22 protein-coding genes are annotated in these 19,946 nt (G+C 68.6%); 17 read left to right on the top strand and 5 right to left on the bottom strand.

Going from position 1 to position 19,946, the window contains the following annotated elements; genetic code table 11:
- The first annotated feature begins 49 nt into the window (after nt 1-49).
- The 3 genes from H9Y04_RS38440 to H9Y04_RS38430 all read left to right on the top strand — a co-directional run bounded on the left by H9Y04_RS38440 (nt 50) and on the right by H9Y04_RS38430 (nt 1,666).
- Nucleotides 50-412 carry a MazG-like family protein gene (locus H9Y04_RS38440; protein WP_187818855.1) on the top strand — a complete coding sequence of 121 codons (363 nt, stop codon included), beginning with the start codon at nt 50-52 and terminating at the stop codon, nt 410-412.
- Between the two features lie 61 nt (nt 413-473).
- A complete protein-coding gene (locus tag H9Y04_RS38435; RefSeq protein WP_187818897.1) occupies nt 474-1,130 on the top strand; it encodes a M15 family metallopeptidase in 657 nt (218 codons plus the stop codon).
- Nucleotides 1,127-1,666, top strand: coding sequence for an NUDIX domain-containing protein (locus H9Y04_RS38430; RefSeq protein ID WP_187818854.1), 540 nt, complete (start codon nt 1,127-1,129; stop codon nt 1,664-1,666). Before H9Y04_RS38435 ends, H9Y04_RS38430 begins: the two co-directional genes overlap by 4 nt.
- Nucleotides 1,667-2,389: 723 nt before the next feature.
- Here H9Y04_RS38430 and H9Y04_RS38425 read toward each other — a convergent pair.
- Entirely contained in the window at nt 2,390-2,797 is a 408-nt protein-coding gene (locus H9Y04_RS38425) for an acyl-CoA thioesterase (protein ID WP_308801735.1), read from the bottom strand.
- Between the two features lie 67 nt (nt 2,798-2,864).
- Nucleotides 2,865-4,247: a helix-turn-helix transcriptional regulator gene (locus tag H9Y04_RS38420; RefSeq protein WP_187818852.1), complete on the bottom strand. Its 1,383-nt coding sequence runs from the start codon at nt 4,245-4,247 to the stop codon at nt 2,865-2,867.
- Nucleotides 4,248-5,253: 1,006 nt separating this feature from the next.
- Between H9Y04_RS38420 and H9Y04_RS38415 the strand changes: the two genes are divergently transcribed.
- The 10 genes from H9Y04_RS38415 to H9Y04_RS38370 all read left to right on the top strand — a co-directional run bounded on the left by H9Y04_RS38415 (nt 5,254) and on the right by H9Y04_RS38370 (nt 13,284).
- Nucleotides 5,254-6,159 (top strand): helix-turn-helix domain-containing protein, encoded by a 906-nt coding sequence (locus H9Y04_RS38415; protein ID WP_187818851.1) that lies wholly within the window; start codon nt 5,254-5,256, stop codon nt 6,157-6,159.
- A 5-nt stretch (nt 6,160-6,164) separates the two neighbouring features.
- Nucleotides 6,165-6,854: a zinc finger domain-containing protein gene (locus H9Y04_RS38410; protein ID WP_187818850.1), complete on the top strand. Its 690-nt coding sequence runs from the start codon at nt 6,165-6,167 to the stop codon at nt 6,852-6,854.
- Nucleotides 6,855-7,007: 153 nt separating this feature from the next.
- Nucleotides 7,008-7,631, top strand: coding sequence for a WhiB family transcriptional regulator (locus H9Y04_RS38405; protein WP_187818849.1), 624 nt, complete (start codon nt 7,008-7,010; stop codon nt 7,629-7,631).
- Nucleotides 7,628-9,085 (top strand): DUF2637 domain-containing protein, encoded by a 1,458-nt coding sequence (locus tag H9Y04_RS38400; protein ID WP_187818848.1) that lies wholly within the window; start codon nt 7,628-7,630, stop codon nt 9,083-9,085. Before H9Y04_RS38405 ends, H9Y04_RS38400 begins: the two co-directional genes overlap by 4 nt.
- Nucleotides 9,082-9,273 (top strand): hypothetical protein, encoded by a 192-nt coding sequence (locus tag H9Y04_RS38395; protein WP_187818847.1) that lies wholly within the window; start codon nt 9,082-9,084, stop codon nt 9,271-9,273. The genes H9Y04_RS38400 and H9Y04_RS38395 overlap by 4 nt, the downstream gene beginning before the upstream one ends.
- 121 nt (nt 9,274-9,394) lie before the next feature.
- The gene (locus H9Y04_RS38390; protein WP_306660216.1) at nt 9,395-9,604 is read left to right on the top strand and encodes a hypothetical protein; all 210 of its coding nucleotides are present in this window, start codon (nt 9,395-9,397) and stop codon (nt 9,602-9,604) included.
- A 110-nt stretch (nt 9,605-9,714) separates the two neighbouring features.
- Nucleotides 9,715-10,233, top strand: a complete 519-nt coding sequence (locus H9Y04_RS38385) for a plasmid mobilization protein (RefSeq protein WP_214662064.1) — start codon at nt 9,715-9,717, stop codon at nt 10,231-10,233.
- Between the two features lie 13 nt (nt 10,234-10,246).
- Nucleotides 10,247-11,974 (top strand): relaxase/mobilization nuclease domain-containing protein, encoded by a 1,728-nt coding sequence (locus tag H9Y04_RS38380; RefSeq protein ID WP_187818846.1) that lies wholly within the window; start codon nt 10,247-10,249, stop codon nt 11,972-11,974.
- An 82-nt stretch (nt 11,975-12,056) separates the two neighbouring features.
- Complete coding sequence (locus tag H9Y04_RS38375) at nt 12,057-12,500, top strand: hypothetical protein (RefSeq protein ID WP_187818845.1); 444 nt, start codon at nt 12,057-12,059, stop codon at nt 12,498-12,500.
- 97 nt (nt 12,501-12,597) lie between these two features.
- On the top strand, nt 12,598-13,284 hold the full coding sequence (locus tag H9Y04_RS38370) for a hypothetical protein (RefSeq protein ID WP_187818844.1): 687 nt from the start codon (nt 12,598-12,600) through the stop codon (nt 13,282-13,284).
- Between the two features lie 227 nt (nt 13,285-13,511).
- Here H9Y04_RS38370 and H9Y04_RS38365 read toward each other — a convergent pair whose 3' ends face one another.
- The 3 genes from H9Y04_RS38365 to H9Y04_RS38355 form a co-directional block, all read right to left on the bottom strand.
- A complete protein-coding gene (locus H9Y04_RS38365; protein ID WP_187818894.1) occupies nt 13,512-14,246 on the bottom strand; it encodes an SPDY domain-containing protein in 735 nt (244 codons plus the stop codon).
- Nucleotides 14,247-14,291: 45 nt separating this feature from the next.
- Nucleotides 14,292-14,573: a hypothetical protein gene (locus H9Y04_RS38360; RefSeq protein ID WP_187818893.1), complete on the bottom strand. Its 282-nt coding sequence runs from the start codon at nt 14,571-14,573 to the stop codon at nt 14,292-14,294.
- Nucleotides 14,574-14,680: 107 nt separating this feature from the next.
- Nucleotides 14,681-15,052, bottom strand: coding sequence for an SPDY domain-containing protein (locus H9Y04_RS38355; RefSeq protein WP_187818843.1), 372 nt, complete (start codon nt 15,050-15,052; stop codon nt 14,681-14,683).
- Nucleotides 15,053-15,286: 234 nt separating this feature from the next.
- Here H9Y04_RS38355 and H9Y04_RS38350 point away from each other — a divergent pair, with 234 nt between their 5' ends.
- From H9Y04_RS38350 to H9Y04_RS38335, 4 genes are read left to right on the top strand one after another with little or no spacing between them, the layout of a single operon-like run.
- Nucleotides 15,287-16,036, top strand: a complete 750-nt coding sequence (locus H9Y04_RS38350; protein WP_187818842.1) for a TnsA-like heteromeric transposase endonuclease subunit — start codon at nt 15,287-15,289, stop codon at nt 16,034-16,036.
- The gene (locus H9Y04_RS38345; protein WP_236071987.1) at nt 16,036-17,922 is read left to right on the top strand and encodes a Mu transposase C-terminal domain-containing protein; all 1,887 of its coding nucleotides are present in this window, start codon (nt 16,036-16,038) and stop codon (nt 17,920-17,922) included. The genes H9Y04_RS38350 and H9Y04_RS38345 overlap by 1 nt, the downstream gene beginning before the upstream one ends.
- Complete coding sequence (locus H9Y04_RS38340; protein WP_187818841.1) at nt 17,919-18,968, top strand: TniB family NTP-binding protein; 1,050 nt, start codon at nt 17,919-17,921, stop codon at nt 18,966-18,968. Before H9Y04_RS38345 ends, H9Y04_RS38340 begins: the two co-directional genes overlap by 4 nt.
- A complete protein-coding gene (locus tag H9Y04_RS38335) occupies nt 18,968-19,585 on the top strand; it encodes a TniQ family protein (protein ID WP_187818840.1) in 618 nt (205 codons plus the stop codon). Before H9Y04_RS38340 ends, H9Y04_RS38335 begins: the two co-directional genes overlap by 1 nt.
- Nucleotides 19,586-19,946 lie beyond the last annotated feature (361 nt).

The following is a 19,946-nucleotide window of genomic DNA, read 5'->3' as shown; positions in this document are numbered from 1 at the left end:
TGCGCGATTGGCCGCCGCTATCTCGCCTGTACTGAAGGAGACATCCGCCGTGCACAGCCACACCTGGGACATCGTCGAGACTCTGGCCCGCCGGTTCACCGAGCATGACGACGCCCGCGATCTGTCCCTCCACGAGCAGTGGACCTTGCAGGTCCTGAAGATCGCCGAAGAGACCGGCGAGGCGTCCCAGGCCGTGATCGGCGCGCGTGGCACCAATCCGCGCAAGGGGAACAGCCACGGCTGGCAGGACGCCCACGACGAGGTCGCCGATGTCGTCATCACCGCGATGGTCGCCCTGGCCCGGATGCGCCCCGACGCCGCCGCCTACCTGCACCAGCAACTCGAAGCCAAGGCCGCCAAGTTCCTCCCCGCCGATCACGCCGTCCTCTTCTCCAGCACGGAGCTGTCGTGATGGCACCGTGCGCCACCAAACCGACTGCCATCCCGAGGAGCCGCCCGTGAGTATCACCCTGATGTCCGATCCGAGCGTCGCCGCTATCCCCGTGGTCGACTGCCGGGAGCCGCTGGTCGACGTTCGCAGGGGCGGAGCTCTGATCACCAGCACTATCCGTGAGGACGCCGGCGGCGCCTTCGCGTACCTGCGCCGCGGAGTCCTTGAGCGGCTGCTGCATGCACAATCACGGCTGCCATCCGGACTGCGGTTCCTGTTCGTCGAAGGGTATCGGCCTCCTGCCCTGCAGCGGCGCTACTTCGAGGCGTACGCAGACGGGCTCCACAAGGCCGATCCGACGCTGTCGCCGGAGCGGCTGCGAGCGGACGCGAGCCGGTTTGTGTCGCCGCCGGAGATTGCGCCGCACAGTGCCGGCGCCGCCGTGGACCTGACCCTCGTCGACGCCGACGGCCAGGAGCTCGACATGGGCACACGGGTCAACGCCAACCCGGAGGAGAGCAAGGGCGCCTGCTACACGCACGCGGACACCATCAGCCCGCTCGCCCGCGCGAACCGAACCATCTTGTGCTCCGCCCTGTGCGAGGCCGGGCTCGTCAACTACCCGACCGAATGGTGGCACTGGTCGTTCGGGGACCGGTACGCGGCGCTCATGACAGGCCAGAAGACCGCCGTATACGGGCCTATCGAACTCGACGCGCTCGGTGGTGAGGAGCGATGAGCGGGGTCTGGCTGCCGCCCGAGCAGTACATCGCCACCCTCCCGAAGGCCACCGTGTACGCGGCGCTCTACGTCACCGACGAAGCCGGCCGCCCGGTACTGCTCCGCGTGGCCCGCAACCCGAAGATGTTCCAATTCCCGGGCGGCAACCTGGACACGGAGGAGACTCCTTGGGAGTGCGCGCTGCGTGAGTGCCGGGAAGAGACCGGCCTCACCTTGACCCTCGAGCCCCGGCTGCTGCTGATGCACTACCTGCCACCACTCGGAAGCTGGACCGTCAACAAGATCGGCTTCATCTTCGACGGTGGGGTCCTGAGCCAGGACCAGATCGACAGCATCGTCCTCGACCCCGGCGAGCACACCGAGGTCGTCGTCCACACCCTCGACGAATGGCGCCAGCTGCAGAACCCTGCCTCCACGCGTCGGCTGGAAGCCGTCGACCGCGCGCGGCGTACCGGGATCACCTGCTACTTGGAACACACCCCACAAGGCGACGGCCCCACAACGGACACGAGGCCGATGCCCGGGCCGAACTGAACGTCCCCGCCCGCCTGGTGAGCCCAAGCGCGTGCATCGACCCACTCAGGTTTCCGGCTCCACCAGGCCCCGCCGTTGACCGGCGGCACCACGCCCGTCAACCGGACTGCCTGCTGCAGTAGGCGTCGCTCCCATGCCTTGGCCTCGTCCACGCTTGAGGCTGTGGCCCACCACACCACGGCATTCACGGTGACCATGACCCTGCTGAAGCTCTCCCAGTTGTCCGCCATGTAAATGGCGTCAGTGCCCTCCTTCTCGACAGCGCGTGTACCGGTGCGGACCCAACGCATCTCGTCACGCCCCAGCCGCCCCCACAACCCGCACTGTCCAATGCCTCGGCCGATGTATTGGACGCCGCCGTTACGGCGAGCGGCCCAGCAGTACACGCCCGGCGCCGTGGGCACGGCGGCACACGCGGCGGGATCCAGAGGGTCGGCGCAGACCCATTCCAGCTGGCGTTGGGTCTGCTCGATCACGTCAGTCCGGATCTCCAGCAGCGGCGGCGGTGAGCCGTTGGGTATCGGCATGACGCTGGACTGTATCTGCCAGCACTGACATTGACGGCAGGCAGGCAGGCAGGCAGCTGCGTACGGTTTCAGGCCCATGGATCGCACGCACCCTGGCTCGAGCCGAGCGGCGTGCCCCCCCATTACCGCGCCGGGCCATCGCACGCAGGTGCCGCACCGAAACGTTCCGGAGAGCGTGAACAGGCGGCTATCCAGGTCAGACCGCGGCGAATCGCGACAGGAAGGTGCGCTCGGCCACCGAGAGCCGTCGAGGGCGCTCGCTTTCGAGGTTGTAGGCCACGATCGACGTGCTCGCCTCGGCGTACTTCCGATCGGCATCACATATTTCGTACGTGAGCTCGAACGTCGCAGCGCTCACGCCGGCCACGCGAACGTGGACGTTGACCGGCTCGTCTCGGTAGTGCAGCGGTGCTCGATGGTCGATCACAGAGCGGCTGACGACGAAGGCGTTCCGCCGGTTGCTCCCCTCGTCCGCCGAGAGGAGCTCTTGGAACATACGGGTCCGCGCTTCCTCCATGTATCGCAGGAAGAGCGCGTTGTTGATGTGTCCGTAGCTGTCCGCGTCGGCCCAGCGCAGTGGGCAGGGGTAGGTGTATTGGCGCACGGGGCTTTCCTTCACTGACGGGGGATGCCGCCCATGCCCTGAGCTGCAGGGCATGGGCGGCGCATGATCAGACCTCGTCGGCTGGTTCCCAGATGTAAGGCAGGCTCGGGTCTTGTTCGTGCAGGTCGCGCCATATCTCGCGGAGCAGGACGATGCGCTGTTCGAGCTGTGGCAGCAACTGCTGTATTCGGTCAACGGCCTCGTCCGGAGCAACCGGAAGTACAGCTCGGGTGAGTAGCTTCATCTCGGCTCGGGCCTCGTCGATGAGCGCGGCCCGCGGGATGCGCACGGCTACGGCGTACGCGTCCACTTGCGAGATGGCCCATTCGCCGGGAGCTTCCTCGATCGCCCAGATGACCGAGTGCTGGGACGGCGACAGCGTCAGCTGGCAGTCGGGGCCCATGAGCTTGCTCAGCACGGGCAGCGGGATGCCCTCCTCGCCCGCGAGCCGAGCCGCCTCCTCTGCCGAGTCAACGACCAGCCGGTCAGTGAGCGCATGCGCCTTCCGCCGTCGGTTGGCTTCCGACGCGCGCTCCCTTGCTCGTTGCTGCGCGTGTTCCAGACCGCCACCTGCGGAGGCAGTCGCGTCGCCCTCGTCGTCCAGAGCTTCCTGCTGCTGCGCAGCTTCGGGCAGTTCGACCCATGTGATGACCACGAAGCGGCAGTCGGGCATCGATGCCGGGTAGAGGACGTGGCTGACGACCTCCACGGGCTCCCATCCCAGTGCCGGCACGTTCATGCGGAAGATGTGACCGTCCCGGCTCTCGCTGAGCTCCTCCTGGGTCTCCCAGATGTGCCGGACATCGGGATCCTTCTGGACGTCGTCGATGAGCTGGCGCAGTTCCTCATCGTTGTCCTTCGTGGCCAGCGCGAACTTCAGGATCTTCACGTACGCCGCGGCGTGCTTGCGCCAATCATGGAACTGGGTGCGCGCCTCCGTGCTGGTGAGCGCCCAACGTATGAGGTTGGCTCCGGGTTCCATGACCCACGGCCACCACTCGGCCATGGCCGTGTTGAAGCCGATGATGTTCCAGTACCGGTCGGTCAGGTACGACGGGCTGGGCATCTGCCGGTCCATGAGCAGGCGCAGCGCCCTGCGCAGCTCTGGATGCCCGGCCGCGTCGGACGGTTCGAGCGAGGTGCCGACGTTATAGAGCAGCAGGGCGTGTCGCTCGTCGCGGTCCAGCTCGAAGACGGCGGCCAGGGCCTCACACTGGGGCCTACTGAACCTCGGCGGGGTCGCCCCGCGTTCGATCTTGCGGTAGGTGCGCTCTCCCATGCCCAGCGCTCGCGCCGCACGCAGCTGAGTGACGCCCGCCGCTTTGCGCCACCTTCTCAGGAGGGCGCCGAATCCCATGAATTCGCCGGCGAGTTGTGCCGCGTGCTGCGCGGAGGAGAGCGCCTCCTTCTCGGCATCATGACGGTCGGCACTGGAATCCGACACGGCCATGGAACCCTCGCTTTCATTGCCCCCAGAAATGTCTCGTCTGGGCGCACGCCAGAGGCCGGCATGGTGGCCGGCCCCACCTTCTTCGCTCTTCCGCCAAAGACCATACGCGAAGGTTTGCCTACGCTAACCAGACGTGTGGCACGCCACATCACTTCGCCCACTCCTCCACATTGGCCACACGACCCGATTTGGACATACGCGCCAATCCGGAACGTGAAGTTGAGGCCGACGGGCGCGCGGAGCTGAATCGGCAAAACGTTGCCGCTTTTGCTTGAGCCCGACCTTCTGCGGTCTAGACCTCCCGAAACGCTCGACCTACCGAGCCGACCAAATGGGCTCAACTCCCTTAATCAGCAGAGCGATTGAGGCACCGTGCACCGCGACCACTCCACCGCCCCCCGACCAGAAATAACCGGCAAAATAGGGCAAACAATCACCGTTGACGCTCCAAGTAAGGGTTGGCTTAAATCCAGGTCACCAGCCGATTCAGCAGGCTGAGACCGCACGAAGCACGGGGGCACCACCATGAAGATCACTACGGGATCCATCGAGTTGATCTTCCTGTCGCCCGTTCCGTGCCGCGCAGGGACGACCCTCGGCCGAAAGGTCTCCAGCGACCCTCCCGACGACTTGTAGAAGGTTCTTTAGCAAGGTCTGGATCTTGACGCAGGGTCTGCATATGTTCGTCGTCCCTCGCCGGGCAATCCGCCTGGCGGCAGAGGAACTTGGAGTCGCAAACGGAACGCGCGATCCAGACGAATGGCATTACAGCCGAAAACGGCGACGGCGCCTAGGAGCGGCAACTCCCAGACGCCGAACGCCAAATGGCACTCCTGCCCCGGCAAGGGCGGAGATTACCCACCTACACCGCACCGGCCCTTTCCTACGAGGCACACCGGCGCGAGTTTCACTACGGAGGAGAGTCTTACATGTCGACCGCCCTGCGCGAAAGGCCGGAGTCTCCGGTCGGCGCCGCAGCTATTCGCACCGCAGCGAACGGTGCCCGATGAGCCGGGATGCCCGCGAGTGGGCCTGGGAGGACAGCACCAGCCGGGGCAACGCCCGCCTGGTCCTGCTCTCCATCGCCGACCGGATACCAGACGAGCAGTGTGTCGCCTGGGCCTCCCTCACCTCACTGATGCGGCGTACGAACGCCAGCCGCAATGCCGTGCGCGGCGCCATCGCCACGCTGACCGAGGCCGGCGAGCTGGAGGTACTCGGCGGCTACTCCGGCCCGCACCACAGCACGGTCTACCGGCTGCCGCGCGCGGCTGCGTGGCTCGCGAAGGTCTCGGCTGCCAGGGAGAACGACGCAGACGCATACGTCGAGCCCTTGACGGACGACGACCCGGTGCCCCATCTGGACGGCGCGCGTCTGCGGAAGCACGGCATATGGCCGACGACAGGGTCGGAATCAGACCCCCGTCGTCAGATTCCGACCGGGTCGGAATCCGCACCCCCTCGTCAGAATCTGACCCCTCCCCGGGTCGGATTCAGACCCTCCTCCGGGTCAGAAGCTGACCCCCAGAACCGTAGTGAACCGAAGGTGAACCGTAGGTACAGCAGCAGTAGAGCTGCCAACCTCACCTCGGCCACCGACTGGCAGGTCGACGACGCGAGCCTGTCCTGGGCCCAGCAGCAGGGACACCTCGACCGCCTCGGCGACCAGGGTCTGCAGGCCGCCGACGCGAAGTGGCGCCACTATCGCGCCGCCAGCAGCCCGCGCCCCGCCGCTGCCTGGGCTGCCGACTGGAAGTCCTGGATCGCCCGCGAGCACACCCCGGCGCCCCAGCGCCCGAACCTCTACGCCCTGCCCGGCGGCAGCCCCGGGCCGCAGGCCGGCATGACCAAAGCCGACCTGCACATGGCCGCGCTGCTGGCCGCCGTCGACGAACCGACTGGAACGGAGTAACTACCTTGGACCGCCGCGAAGTTGCTGCCGTGCTCACCTACGTCGGCCGACTGGACCCGCGCACCATCCGCACCGACGCCGGTGAGGCCCGCGACCAGCTCGCCATGTGGCACGAGCTGCTCGCCGACGTCCCCATGACCACCGGTCAGGGCTGGGATGTGCGCGAGACCGTCCGCAAGCGCATCGTCGCCTCGCCGTACCCGATCCTGCCTGCCGACGTGGCCCGTGAGTGGCACGCGCACCGACGCGAGCGGCTGGCCCGGCACACCGACCCGACCCCGGTGGCCGATCCGGACAACCCGCACGCCTGGCGGGCGGAGCTGCTGGCGGCGCGCGACGCAGTGGCAGCCGGGCACGCCGCGCCCTCAGCGCACCGCGAGCTCACCGCGGGGCGTCGCCGGCCGGGGCTGATGGACCAGCTAGCCGCCGTCGGCTCGTACATCCCGGCCGCCGTCCGCGCCGAGCTGGCCCCCTACCGTCCGGCGCGCGCCGCACGCGAGGCGGCCATCGCCTCCGGGGGCCCCGACGTCCTGGCCGTGCCGTGCGAGTGGTGTCACGCCGACAAGGGCGAGCCGTGCCGCCGCCGGCGCATCACCCTCGATGGCGCCGCCCGGGGCAACGCACCGCGCACCACCGCCCACCCCGGCCGCATCGACCGCGCCCTGGCGGCACAGGCCCAGGCACCCGCCGCCTGACCCCCCGACCGCTCCCGCTTCTCCAACGAAACGTTTCGCCTTGCGTACGGCCCGCCGCCGTACCCCGAGCCCGCCTCGCAGCGCCCCGCCGCGCCCCAGCCACCGCCGGTGCCGAGCGACCCGTGCCAACCGAGGCGACATCCGGAGACTGCCTTGCGCCACATCACCACCAACAACACCCCGCCCCCGACCATCCGGGGAATCGCCGACCACAGCTGGCAGGCCCGAAGCCTGTGCCGGGGCCTGCCAGCCAAGGACATCGACGAGCTGTTCTTCCACGCCGCCCGCGACCGCGCGGCCATCGACGAGGCCAAGTCGATCTGCGGCAGGTGCTCGGTGAAGAAGGCGTGCTTCGACTACGCCCTCGACAACGAGATCCGCCACGGCATATGGGGCGGGCTCACCGAGGACGAACGCCGGCCCTGGCACGCCAAGGTCAACAAGCGCCTGGACTACAGCCGGGTCAAGGCCGCCTTCGAGGGGCGCGACATCCACCTCAGCGACGCCGAGCGCGAGGCCGTCACCCGCCACGCCTACGTCCGTGGCTGGAGTCCTGAGCGCCTCGCGCACACGCTGCGCCTCGACCTCGACTGGGCCCGCGACCTGATGCGCAACGCCGCCCACGCCGTCGCCGACCGCGACCGCTACTGGGGCCTTGCCGACGAGACCGAGCCGGTCGACGACGAGACCGCCGAGGACGACGTCGCCACCCCGGTGCAGGTGCCCCGCCAGGTGCAGACCGACTCCCTGATCGCTGCTCTCCGAAAGGCCGCATGACCCACATCACCGCGACCCACCACACGCCCTCTGCCGCACCGACCGTGCGGCCACCGGCGCGGCGCATGAGTTCGGGACTGCGCAACCTGATCGTCGCCGGCGCCGCTGTGGTCGCCGTGGTCGCGATGATCGCGAGCGCCGACGCCCTCACCGCCCTCGGTCGTGCCGTCGGATGGAGCGAAATCATGGCCTGGGCGCTCCCCGTTAGCGTGGACGTGCTGGCTCTCGTCGCCGGATTCGCGTGGCTCGCTGCGAGCGCCGCCCAGCGACTGGGGCGCTGGCTGACGCTCGGCTCCGTGTCGATGTCCGTGGTCCTCAACGCGGTCGGTCACTTGGTGTCGACGGGACACCTCAAGTCCAACTCCTTCCTAGTGATCTTGGTATCGGCTGTCCCGCCAGTCGCTGCTGCCCTTGCAGTTCACCTAGGCGCCAAGGTCAACTCCGACGGCGCCGATGCCACGGCCGACGCCGCCGCGGCGAGCCAAGCGGTGGAGGCGGGCCTCACCGACCGCCACGGCTCGACGCCGGATCGGCAGATTGACCGGGACAGGGACGCGTCCCCCGAGCCCCGAGCCCCTCTCTACCAGACCCCGGTGACGCAACCGACGCACGAGAAGCAGGTGAGTCGGTGGCTGAGCACCGTCCCCGCCGACAGTCCCCAGAACCGAGAGGACGGGGACCGCACCGAATCGGGGACGGGGACGGGGCGCGAGGGGGACCGTCCCCACACCGTCCCCAACGACAACGGGGACCGCGAACACCCCGACACCGAAACGGGGACCGAGCCCGAAGAGCACCGTCCCCACACCGTCCCCAGCCACAACGGGGACCGAGCCGAGGCCGACTCGAGCACGCTCCCCGAGGGCACAACGGCGGTGGTCAAGGACCGAGGAATCGTGCCCGACCAAGGCGAAGGGGCCGGCGGGCACGTAGGCGGCAATCCCGCAGACGCCCACGTAGCTGCTGCTCAGGGCGATACAGGTGCGTCTCCGGCAGCCGTCCCCAACGGCGACGAGGGCCGAGAGCACCCGGACACGGAATCGGGGACCGAGCCCGAAGGGGACCGTCCCCACACCGTCCCCAACGACAACGGGGACCGCGAACACCCCGACGCTGAAACGGGGACCGAGCCCGAAGGGGACCGTCCCCACACCGTCCCCGTACGCCGGAAACCGAAGCCCAAGCCGAAGGCACAGAGGAGCCGGCCGGGCGGCGGGAAGCCCAAGCGCCCTCGGCGGAAGCAGCTGAGCCTCGAAGAGACGGCTGAGCTGGTGCGTCCCCACATACCGGCACTGCTGGAGCGGGACGGCAACGCGGTCATCACTCGTTCGCAGTTGCGGGAGATCCTCCGCTCCCTGAACCTCGCGGGCGGCCGGAACGAAAACCTCACGCGCCTCCTGCAACTGCTGCGAGATGAGGCGGGCACCACTACGACAGGGAGTACGACCCGATGAAAACCTGCCACAGGTTCGCCACGATCAAGGCCGGCTTCGAGCGGGACATCAACTTCCTGCGCGGGCACGCCGAACGCCACCGCGGATCCGCGCCGGCCAAAACCAGCGCCAAGAACGCCGTCTCGGTGAGACGCAACATGGCGCGGGCCCTGAACACGCACCTCGCCCGCTGCCCCGAGTGCGGCTGAAACCTGCAAAGCAGTAGGTCAGACGCCTGAATCCGCATTCCGCACGGCGGCCCGGCCTCGGTCGGGCCGCCGCTCCAGCCACGGAGGGATCGCCATTCCTGCCCACCGCCCGCGTACGTACGTGCCGACGGTCGCCGAGGCCGGCGCCTGGGCGGACGTGCTCGTGCGCCACCGCCTGCTGCACGCAGCCGTCCTGGCCCCGACCGGCCAGTGGCTCGTCCAGCACCGCCCCGAAACACCCGTGCTCGTCCTCGACGGCGCGACCGCCATGGTCGATCTGGCCGCCGAGATCCAGCACCGCGCCCGCACCACGAGGAACGACACCCGATGACAAACCTGACGACCGACCCCTGTGCCGCGCCCGGAGAGCCGGAAGCCAACTCGACCTCAGCGGGAGCAAGTTATCGGCCAAGACACTCTTCCCCGTCGGGGAAGGTGTCCTTGGCCGAACCCGCCCCAGGGGTGGCGGGAACGGATCGGCACCGGGGGGCGCCGATCCGAGAGGCTGCGACCGAGGGCGGATCGCAGCCTGGGCAGGAGAAGCCGTCGCGCAAGCACCGCGCGACGAAGAAGAACTCGCGCAAGCGCTCGCCGAAGCCGCCCGCGCGAAAGCGCGCCTACGTGTGCAGCGTCCGCCTCAACGACGAAGAGAAGGCGCTGCTGACCGCAGCTGCGAGCGCCGCCCGTACAAGCCTGCCGGCGTTCCTCGCACGCAGCGGCATAGCCGCAGCCCAGGACCTCGACAACACCGTCGCTGCCATCGCAGGACGGCGCGAGACGGTCTCGGAGCTGTTCTCCGCCCGCCGGGACCTCAAGCGAGTCGGCGTCAATCTCAACCAGGCCGTCAAGGTCCTCAACTCCGGTGAGTGGCCTGCCGAACTGGAAAACATCCTCGCTGCCACCGAACGCGCTGTGCAGCGCGTGCAGAAGGCGACCGACCAGCTCCTGCAGCAGAACTGAGAACGAGACCGGCATGATCCCCAGGGTCCAAAAGCGCGGGAGTCGCACATACGGCCTCCTGTACTACCTGTACAAGGTGGGCGGCACCCACGACGCGCACGTCGATCCACACCTGGTGGCCTCGTGGGACAACGGCGCCCCCGATCCCGGCCGCGACCCGAACGCCACCCTCACTCAACTCGCTCAGCTCCTCGACCAACCCGTCGAGAACATCGACGAGGCCGAGCGGCCGAACAAGCATGTCTGGCATCTGTCCGTCCGGAACGCCACCGAGGACCGCATCCTGACGGACGACGAGTGGGGCGACATCGCACGCCGCATGGTCGCCGCGGCCGGCATCGACGATCCCGAAGAGGACTCCGGCTGCCGCTGGGCTGCTGTTCGCCACGCCGACGACCACATCCACATCGTCGCCACGCGGGTACGCGAGGACGGTTACAAACCAGACCTCAACTTCGACGCCCACCGGGTCCAGGCTGAAGCTCGACTACTGGAAGCCGAGTTGGGACTTCGCCGCCTCAACAAGGGAGACGGCACCGCAGCCCGGCGGCCCACTAGCGCCGAACGCCACAAAGCCGAACGTCAAGACCGAGAGCGGACCGCGCGCGAGGAACTGCGCGAGACAGTGCGCCGCGCCGCCGCCGGCGTCCAGAGCGAAGAGGAGTTCTTCGACCGGCTGAAGGCCGCCGGCGTCCTGGTCCAGCAGCGCGTAGCCCCCTCCGGCGATCTCCTCGGCTACAAGGTCGCCCTCACCGACGACCTCAATAAGGACGGCGAGCCAGTGTTCTATCCCGGCTCGAAACTCGCCCCCGACCTCTCTCTGCCCCGTATCCGCGAACGCTGGGTGGGCGACGCTTCCGGCCCCGACCAGGGCGTCCCCACGGACCGCTCCTCCGGGTCTGGTCGCATCCGGCCCTCGGACGCGCGCCGCCAAGCGACGACGGCATCCTGGCAGGCCGTGCTCATCATTGATCAGGGTGAGGACGGGCAGATTTCTGCTCTGATCGCCGCGGGCGGCGAGGTCCTCGACGCGCTCGCCAAGACCTCGGCGTTGAACACGCGGCGTGAACTGCGAGACGCCGCCTTCGTGTTCGAGCGGGCCACTCGCTCCCACATCCGCGCCGAGCGCCAGGACGCCCGCGGTCTACGGAAGGCTGCCCGCGACCTCGTCCGAGGTGGGCCGGCACTCGGGCGTGTGGAGGACGGTGCCACCACCGCCATGCTGATCGACATGGTGTTCTTCCTGGTCACGGCCGCCGCCCAGTGGCATGCGATGAAGGGGCACGCCCAGCAGGCCGCTGCTGCCCGCCAGGCCGCCGAACACCTGCGCGCCGCCTACCAGGCCGCAGCACCGATGCATCTGGGCGTCATGCGCGACCGTGGCCGGCGCATGTCCCTGCCCCTGCAGCGCAAGCAGACCGCCTACCTGCGCCAGGCGGTGCCGGAGCTGGCAGGGCAGGTCCTCGCCGAGCCGGGCTGGTACGCACTGGCCTCCACCCTCGCCGACGTCGAGCGCGCCGGGCACGACCCGGCCGCGCTCCTGGCCGAGGCCGCCGAACGACGGGAACTGGGCACCGCCGAGTCGATCAGCGATGTCCTCGTGTGGCGGCTGCGACGCATGGCCGACTTGCCCGCCGACGCATCCCGCCTGCCCGAGCACGCGACCGCCACGCCCAGCGCAACCCGGCCTGCCGCAAAGCGTCCGACGAAGGGCAAAGAGCGTCCCGCCAACTCCCGTTGAATTCAACAATCTTAGAGTTGCAGCAGGTCAAGGACTTGCGGCACTCTCCTCGTGCAGGCGAGACGACAGAGATGGAGACGGCATGTTCCGACGCACCACGCGTGCTGACCGCGAGTTCCGTGAAGCCCAGCGTGCCGGCCAGGCGCTGCTGGCCATGCACACTGAGTGGCCCGAGGCTCCCGCCCCGGTTGCTGCGTCGGCCCCGGCCGCGCCGGCCGAGGTCCCGGTGGTGCCCGACTTCCTGCCGCCGGAGTTCCGGGCACCGTGCCGCCAGGACGTGTCGGGCTTCATGATGCGCTGGGACCTGCCGCTCGTCATCGACGGCGAAGTCCACGCGTGTCATTGCGGTGCGTACCGGAACTGGATCGTCTTCAACATGCGCGACGACTCGGTGTGGCTGCGCTGCGAGGCCGGCCACGAAGCAGAGGAGACCCGGCTAGACAGCGCCTGGTACAACCGCAACTCCGGTCCGGTCGATCACTTCCACCCCACCCTCGAAGACGGCCTGCGCCACCTCGGCCACTGAGATACGCGAAACCCCTTCCCTCACCCCTGCGTTCGTCGGCGCCCGGAGGGCCGACCCGGTCAGACCATCCGTCTCGCATCACCCAAGGGGTTTCCGTATGCGCCGTTCCACCACGACCGCCCTCGGCCTGAGCGCCGTCTGCATCTCCTTCTCACTGACCGGCTGCGCCGGCCATGCCGACTCGGCCGACTCCTCCGCCTCCGCACACCGGGGCGGCAGCACACCCTCGGCATCCGCGCCGCTGTCGTTGGCCCAGCTGAACCAGCGGCTGCTGAACGAGAGCGACCTGGGCGAGGGCTACACCCGTAAGCCCGAGCCCCCTCGCCGCAACGACGACGTGACCGTCATCGGCTGCCCGGTGCTGGAGAAGCTCGGCGGCGACACAGCCACCGGCTCCGGCCTCGACTTCGCCCGCAAGGCGAAGGTGTCCTTCGCCTACACCGGCAGCAGCACCTCCGAAGTGAGCGAGGAGCTGTTCAGCGACAGCGCCTCGAAGCTGTCCACTGGCATCTCGAAAGTCTTCGACGCGATGCTCTCCTGCCCCTCGTACCAGGTGGCTTCGGGGAGCACGGTCATCGACATGGGCACCGAGAAGTCGGCCGCGCCGGACCTCGGCGACGAGCAGTGGAGCCAACTGCTCACCTTTACCGCCGGCGGGCAGCGCAGCGTCGTCAAGCAGACGGCAATCCGCACCGGCAACATCCTGGTCATCGTCTCCGGCTCGCCGGGCCTAGTGGACACCCACCTGGACAAGGCGCTCGCCAAGGTGCGCACTGCCCACTGATCCGCTCCTCCGCCTGCCCCGGTGTCCGGGCCTCTCTTTCCGACAGGCCCGGACACCGGGGCTTCGTCGTACACGGAGATCAGCCGTCGACACGCAGTTCGCCTGGCTCGTAGCCTGCCGATGCCGGTACGGCGAAGGCCCGGTGGTGCCGCCCTCATGAGGAGAGCGGCACCACCGGGCCTGGAAGAAGGGGCATCACGCCCGTCGATCCCCACCGCGGTCGGCAGCTATGTACAGCTGCTATCCGCGCGGCGGACGACGGTGAGACGGTCCTCTGCCCCCTCGGGCAGCATCCGACGCGGTACCGGGCCAGGTGCTGCGAGCGAGGAGGCAAAGGCCGCGACCAGCTCGTGCGGGGCGCTCGCGCTGTAGCTCGCGCACCACAGGTACGGAGCCCCCAGAACGGGCTCCGCCCACGCCTGCCACCCCAGAAGGTCATCGCGGGGGTCGGCGTCGCGGATGAGTGGCGGCAGAATCTCCAGCGAGACGGTCGTGGAGAAGCCCGGGTCCGTGGCGGTCGTACGCGGGCGGTCCATGTCGCGCAGCCACCCGCGGGCGGTGAGCGCGGTGAGCACCGCCTCGGCGTTCTCGAGCCCGGCGTCGGGGGTCTCGCTCGCGTCGAGCGCAAGCAGGAAATCAGTGAGCGCCTCGTGCGGTACGCCGGCGGTGAAGTAGGCGTTCCACTCGGTGAGCGCCGAGTCCGGGTGCGGGCGGGCCGACATCTGCCAGGCCACCGGGAGGCCGCCCAGCTCGAACGGGTAGGAGGCGAGGATCCACTCGGCGCCGCGCAGGCCGTCGGGGCTCACGTACAGCAGGGAATTGCGGGACGTCGGCCACATGCGCCAGCCGAGGTCGGTCAGGGTGTCGCCGATCCGCTCGGCGAGGACGCCGTCATCGCCGGCCAGGTGGCGCGGGGCGACCCAGTACGTCGGGTCGGGCGAGACGGGGTGGGAGGGATCGATGGGGTGGTGCGGGTGCAGGGGCGCCTCCGTCGGTTCGAGGTTGGGTCAGTGGCCGTCGTTCGGCCGGGTGGCGCCGCGTCGGCGGCGCGGGGGTGCATCGACCGGACCCTGCCAGGCCAGGGCGACCGCCACGGCGGGCGGCAGGGGGCCGAACTGCTCGGCCTCCGGCGACTCGGCGATATAGACCACCGGCCGGCCGTGCTCGTCCACCGACTTCTCCACGCCGCCCAAGCGGTGGGCCATGGGGAAGAAGGGGTTGATGGCAAGACGTGCGGGTGTGTCACGGTCGAAGGCGGACAGCGCGTCGATGATGTCGCCGACGGTCATCTCGGGCGAGTGCGGGTCCAAGGCGTTCTCCTAGCGGTAGCGGACGAATCCGCGCGAGCAGGGGCAGGGTACGCGGAGCGCATATATAGGGAGGGCGGACGTGCCCGTCACAGGGGCCGGGAGGTGGACAGGATCCGCGCTACGGCATCGGCGACGATCTCCGCCGGCGTGTCCGTGGAGAAGGCGATCCGGTAGCCGGGGACGTTCGCGGTGCCGGTAACCGCGATGACCCAGCCCTCGCCGGTCACCCAGTCCTCGTCGGCACCGCCGGGCCGACCGTTCGGGAAGTAGCCGAGGTAGAACCGGCCGTCGCGGGAGCCGATGTGCACGTCGGCGCGGTCGTCGACGATGTGGGTGAAATCGGCCTGCGAGAACTGGTCGATGACGTCCATCGCCTGGCCGGCACCGAGCTTCCAGGAGCGGAGCCGCAAAGCGGCGACCGTGGTGGCGAATCCGTGTTGCGCCGCATCCAATGCCACAGCATCACCTCTCTGACCTGGAATTTTCCGGAAGGTCGTTCAGGTTGACATGCTGTTGCGACGTCCACCAGCCCTTTGGGGATCTTCCTCGTCTGCCACCGGCGAACTGCTGTCCTTTGACAACGAAGCCAGTCGCTTTGTCATCCAATCGAGGCGTTTGACAGCGAACCCAGTCGTTTCGGCTTCTTTGACAGCGAACCTAGTTGTGTGGGGTGCGCAGGCTGGGGGTGTCGCATGGCCGTACCTGCTGGGGTCGACGGGGCCATGCCGTACGTCGAGGTGTCGTGCCGGCAGGGCGTTGGTGCGCGTCTTCGGCGCCCGCTGCTGGACTGCGTCACGGTCAGGTTCGAGGATGTTCGTCCGGTGCGGCCGTTTCGGTGGCCGAAGGGTGGGCGTCATTTCCCGGGCTGGTACTGGGCGGCGACGACCGGGCAGCATGTCGGCTTCGAGTCGTGGCTGGAGCGGGACCGGCTCGTGCTCATGGATTTCGACCCCGCCGTGGTGGGGATCGCCTCCCAGCCGTTCTGGTTGCACTGGCACGACGGGACGCGTGCGCGTCGGCATGCCCCAGACTTCTTCGTGCGCCGCGCGGACGGTTCGGCCGTGGTCGTCGATGTGCGCGACGACGATCAGATCGCGCCGCGCGATGCCGCGGCGTTCGATGTGACGCGCAGGGCCTGCACCGAGGCCGGGTGGGGCTTCGAGCGGGTGGGGAGGCCGGAGCCGGTGTTGCTGGCGAACGTGCGGTGGTTGTCGCGCTACCGTCACCCCCGCTGTCGACAACATCCGGTCGCAGCCCGGCTGATGGAAGTCTTTGCGCGCCCTGGGCCGCTCTTGGCCGGGGCCGAGAAGGCCGGCGACCGGCTCGCGACACTGCCCGTGTTGTTCCACCTGCTGTGGCGGCAGGAGCTGGCCGCCGTGAGGTTGGCGGTCGAGCTGATGGGCCCGCATACGGTCGTGCACCTAGCCGGTGGGGGCGCCTGATGGAGGAGGGGAGGCGGGTTCCGCCGACGGCCCGGATCGAAGAGTTCCCCAAGAAGGCTGCTGACCAGGCCCGTTGGTGGGAGAGTCACATCCTGGAGGTGCTGCACGGTTTGCCGCCGGATGCTCCCCTGGGGGCGGTGCCACGGCCGGAGTTCGACCCCAGGCGGCACTCGCTGGCGGAGCGGGAGCGGGCCAAGGCGGCCGAGTTGAAGGCGGCGGGCCATCGGGTGACGGCCAGTGGTATCAAGCAGCGGCGTCATCGCTATCGCCGCGACGGGCTGGTCGGGTTGGCCGATGGCCGGTCGGCCAAGCAGCTGCCGCCCTTCGGGCGGATCGCTCCAGCGGTGGTGGACGCGATGCGTCAGGCCGTCGATGAGACGGCCGATGCCTCCTCAAAGACCGTCGGATTCATCATCTGGCGGACGAAACAGATCATGGCGTCCCGCGACGATGGCGACGGCATCGAGCTGCCTACGGATCGCACGCTGTACCGGTTGTTCGACAAGCTGGCCGTCGGGACGCACGCGACCGGCTCGGCCACCACGCGCCGCTCGCTGCATACGCGTCCGGCCGGCCCGTTCGGAGAGGTGCCCGCCGTCGCGCCGGGCGAGTTGATGCAGATCGACTCCAGTCCGCTGGATGTGCTGGTGCGGCTGGACGACGGCATCGCGGAGAAGGTCGAGCTGACCGCGCTGGTCGACATCGCATCCAGATCGATCACTGCGGCGGTGCTGCGGCCGACGACGAAGGCGGCCGATGCCTCCGCCCTCGTGGCCCGCAGCATCACGCCGGAGATGATGCGTCCGGGCTGGTCGGAGTCACTGCGCATGTCAAGGTCGGTACTGCCGCACCGACGGCTGCTGGCCTTGGACGAACGGCTGGAGCATGCGGCGGCGAGGCCGGTGATCGTTCCGGAGACGGTCGTCTGTGACCACGGCAAGGTGTTCATCTCGCACAACTTCCAGTCTTCCTGCCGCTTCTTGGGTATCACGCTGCAGCCGACACACAAGGCGTCGCCTTTCGAGAAGGGGGTGATCGAGAAGACCCTGGGGTCGGTGGCGACGCTGTTCGCGCAGTTCGTCACCGGCTACACCGGGCGGTCAGTGGAGCGCCGGGGTCGTCGCTTGGAGGACGGACCGTTGTGGTCGCTGCCCGAGCTGCAGGAACTGCTGGACGAGTGGATCGTCGCCGTCTGGCAGAACCGGCCGCATGACTCCCTGCGAGACCCGGCCGCACCGAAGCGGGCCTTCTCGCCGAACGAGAAGTACGCGATGCTGCTGGAGTCGTGCGGCTACATTGCGGCCCCGCTGAGCGGTGAGGACTATGTCGAGTTGCTGCCGGAACGGTGGCAGGCGATCAACGCCTACGGCATCAAGATCAACCACCGCACGTACGACAGCCCGGAGTTGAATCCGCTGCGACGTCAGCGCTCCGGCATCGCGGAGAAGAACGGCTTGTGGGAGATTCACCACGACCCCTACGACGTGTCTCGGATCTGGGTACGGGACCGCCGTGGCGGAAGCGAGCGGTGGATCACCGTGTTCTGGCGGCATCTGCACCGGGTCGGCGTCCCGTTCGGTGAGATGGCCTGGGCCCACGCCCGTCAACAGGCGCCGAGGAATGTGGGCGAGGCCCAGATCGCGGATGTGGCGGCCGATCTGCTCAGGCGTGCCCACGACGGCCCCCTGAGCGAGCAAGTCGCTCCAGCCAAACGGTCTCAGAAAGACCGCCGAATCGCCGCCCGCACCCGGGCAACGGCCCCGAACCGGGCGATCCCCGATCCGCCGGCCGACAGCGAACCGACGGATGAGGAGACCGAAGCCTCCGACAAGGTCGTCCCGCTGGGCCTGTTCGACCCACTCGCCAACCCCTGGAGGCGCACGTGACCCTCTCCAACCCGGCAGCCCGGCGCACCATCTTGCGGGACGCCGACGCCGAGGCCGGCCGACAGCTAAACACCCTGACCGGATGGCGCAGGTTCATCGACAGCCCGCCCGAGCCCCCGGCTCTGGCCTCCCGGAGCGCTCGGCGGCGAATGTCAGCGCCGGAGCGGGACCTCTACGACGAAGACCGCCTGGACCATCACGCCCGCATGCTCACGATCGCCACCTCGTTCGTCGAGAAGACGGCGATCTGCGGCCGTCGGCTGGTCCTGCTCAATCGCCACGCGATCAGCGCCCGCCGCGGGCTGATCGTTTCGGGCCCCGCTGGCACCGGCAAGACCATCGCCATCACCCAGTTGGGGCGCTCCCACGAACTCCTTGACCGAGCCCGGCACCCACACGTCACTGACCGCATTCCGGTCGTCTACGTCACCGTCCCGCCTGCCGCAACGGCCCGGATGATCGCGACCGAGTTCGCGCGGTTCCTGGGCTTGCCAGTGCGGGCCCGGTCGAACATGACCGACATCATCGAGGCCGTGGTCGGTGTCTGCACCGACACCCGCACCGGTCTGGTGCTGGTCGATGAACTCCACAACATCTCGCTCACCAGTCGCCACGGCGCCGAAGTCGCCGACACGCTCAAATACTTCTCCGAGCGTCTGGCCGCCACCTTTGTCTATGCCGGCATCGACATCGCCGAATCCAGTCTGCTGTCCGGGACGCGAGGCGCCCAGATCGCCGGCCGCTTCACCCTGATCCCCTCCCGTCCCTTCCCCTACAACACCGAGTGGCAGGGCCTGGTCGCCACCATGGAAGGCGCTCTGCGACTGCACGACCACCGCCCCGGCACACTCACGGACCTGGCCCGATTCCTGCACGACCACGCCGGCGGCATGATCGGATCTCTCTCACACGCGATCCGCGGAGCCGCGCTCGACGCCATCCTCACCGGCACCGAGAAGATCACCAAGCGAAGCCTGCAGGCCATTCCGCTCGACCACTCCGCGCACACTGCGGCGTCGCTGGCCACGAAGTCCACGACGTCCTGATGAACAGCGAGGTGCCGCCCCGGTTTGCGCCACTACCAGTCAGGGTCCGCCCATGCCTTGGTGAATCTTCCGACTCGTATATCCGGCGGCTGGCTCGCGCCAACCATCTCAAGCCCAGCTTCCTGCACTGCTACCTCTCCGGCCCTCCGCAGTGGTTCGCCAGGCCGCTCCTAGAAAACCTCGCCGCAGTCGCAGGACACTCACCCGAGGCACTCGAGCGTGCCCTGGCTGACGCCAGCGCCCTGGGCGGCGCCAACAGACCACGCCGACGCTTTCCCAGGAAGAATCCCTTCGCTCAGCGCCAGGACCTGGCCCATCGCATCGCCCAAGAGGCGCTGAAGGGCACGCAACTCCGCACGCTCGCCAAGCGCTACAACGTCCGCTGCTGGGACATCCGCTTCGCCCTGGAGACCCCACGCCTGACCAGCACAGAGACGGGGCAGCTGTCCGACCCCATCACGGGCGAACTCGCCCACCTGATCCAGAAGATGATCAGGAGGACGCTGAACAAAAGGCAGATCTGGATCGAGTTGATGGACCACCACGACTACTTGGTCAAGTACCACAGGATCCGTCACTACATCGACTACACGCAAGCCCGCACAATGCCGGAATGAGTTGACCATCGGGACCGACGTACCAGTTCTCCGGTTGCGTCCCTCCCAGTCGAGCAGATCAGCATGCCGCGCACGGCCCTCTGCGCCAGGCATTCCCCTGGAGCATGTTCCACGCCTCTCGAATGGACACGGTCGCCCGCGGGTCAACGGCGGAGGCACCGGGTGACGGCGCGGAAGATCCTCGGAGCGGCGGTTCCCAGCAGGAGGGCGGCGAGCGGATTGACAACATCCACCCGCGGGTCACGATGGACTTGTAGGTGGCGGCGCCGCCTCTGATCCCCATAAGAAGTCATCTCATTTGGTGAGTCTGCGGTAGCAGATGAGGGTGCAGGCGATGCTGGTGAAGGCCAGGAAGTGGTCG

Origin of the sequence: Streptomyces polyasparticus, from assembly GCF_014493765.1 — a bacterium.
GTDB classification, from domain to species: domain Bacteria; phylum Actinomycetota; class Actinomycetes; order Streptomycetales; family Streptomycetaceae; genus Streptomyces; species Streptomyces polyasparticus.
Note: the sequence above shows the minus strand (reverse complement) of the source record. Positions and strands in the feature narration are given on the sequence as shown.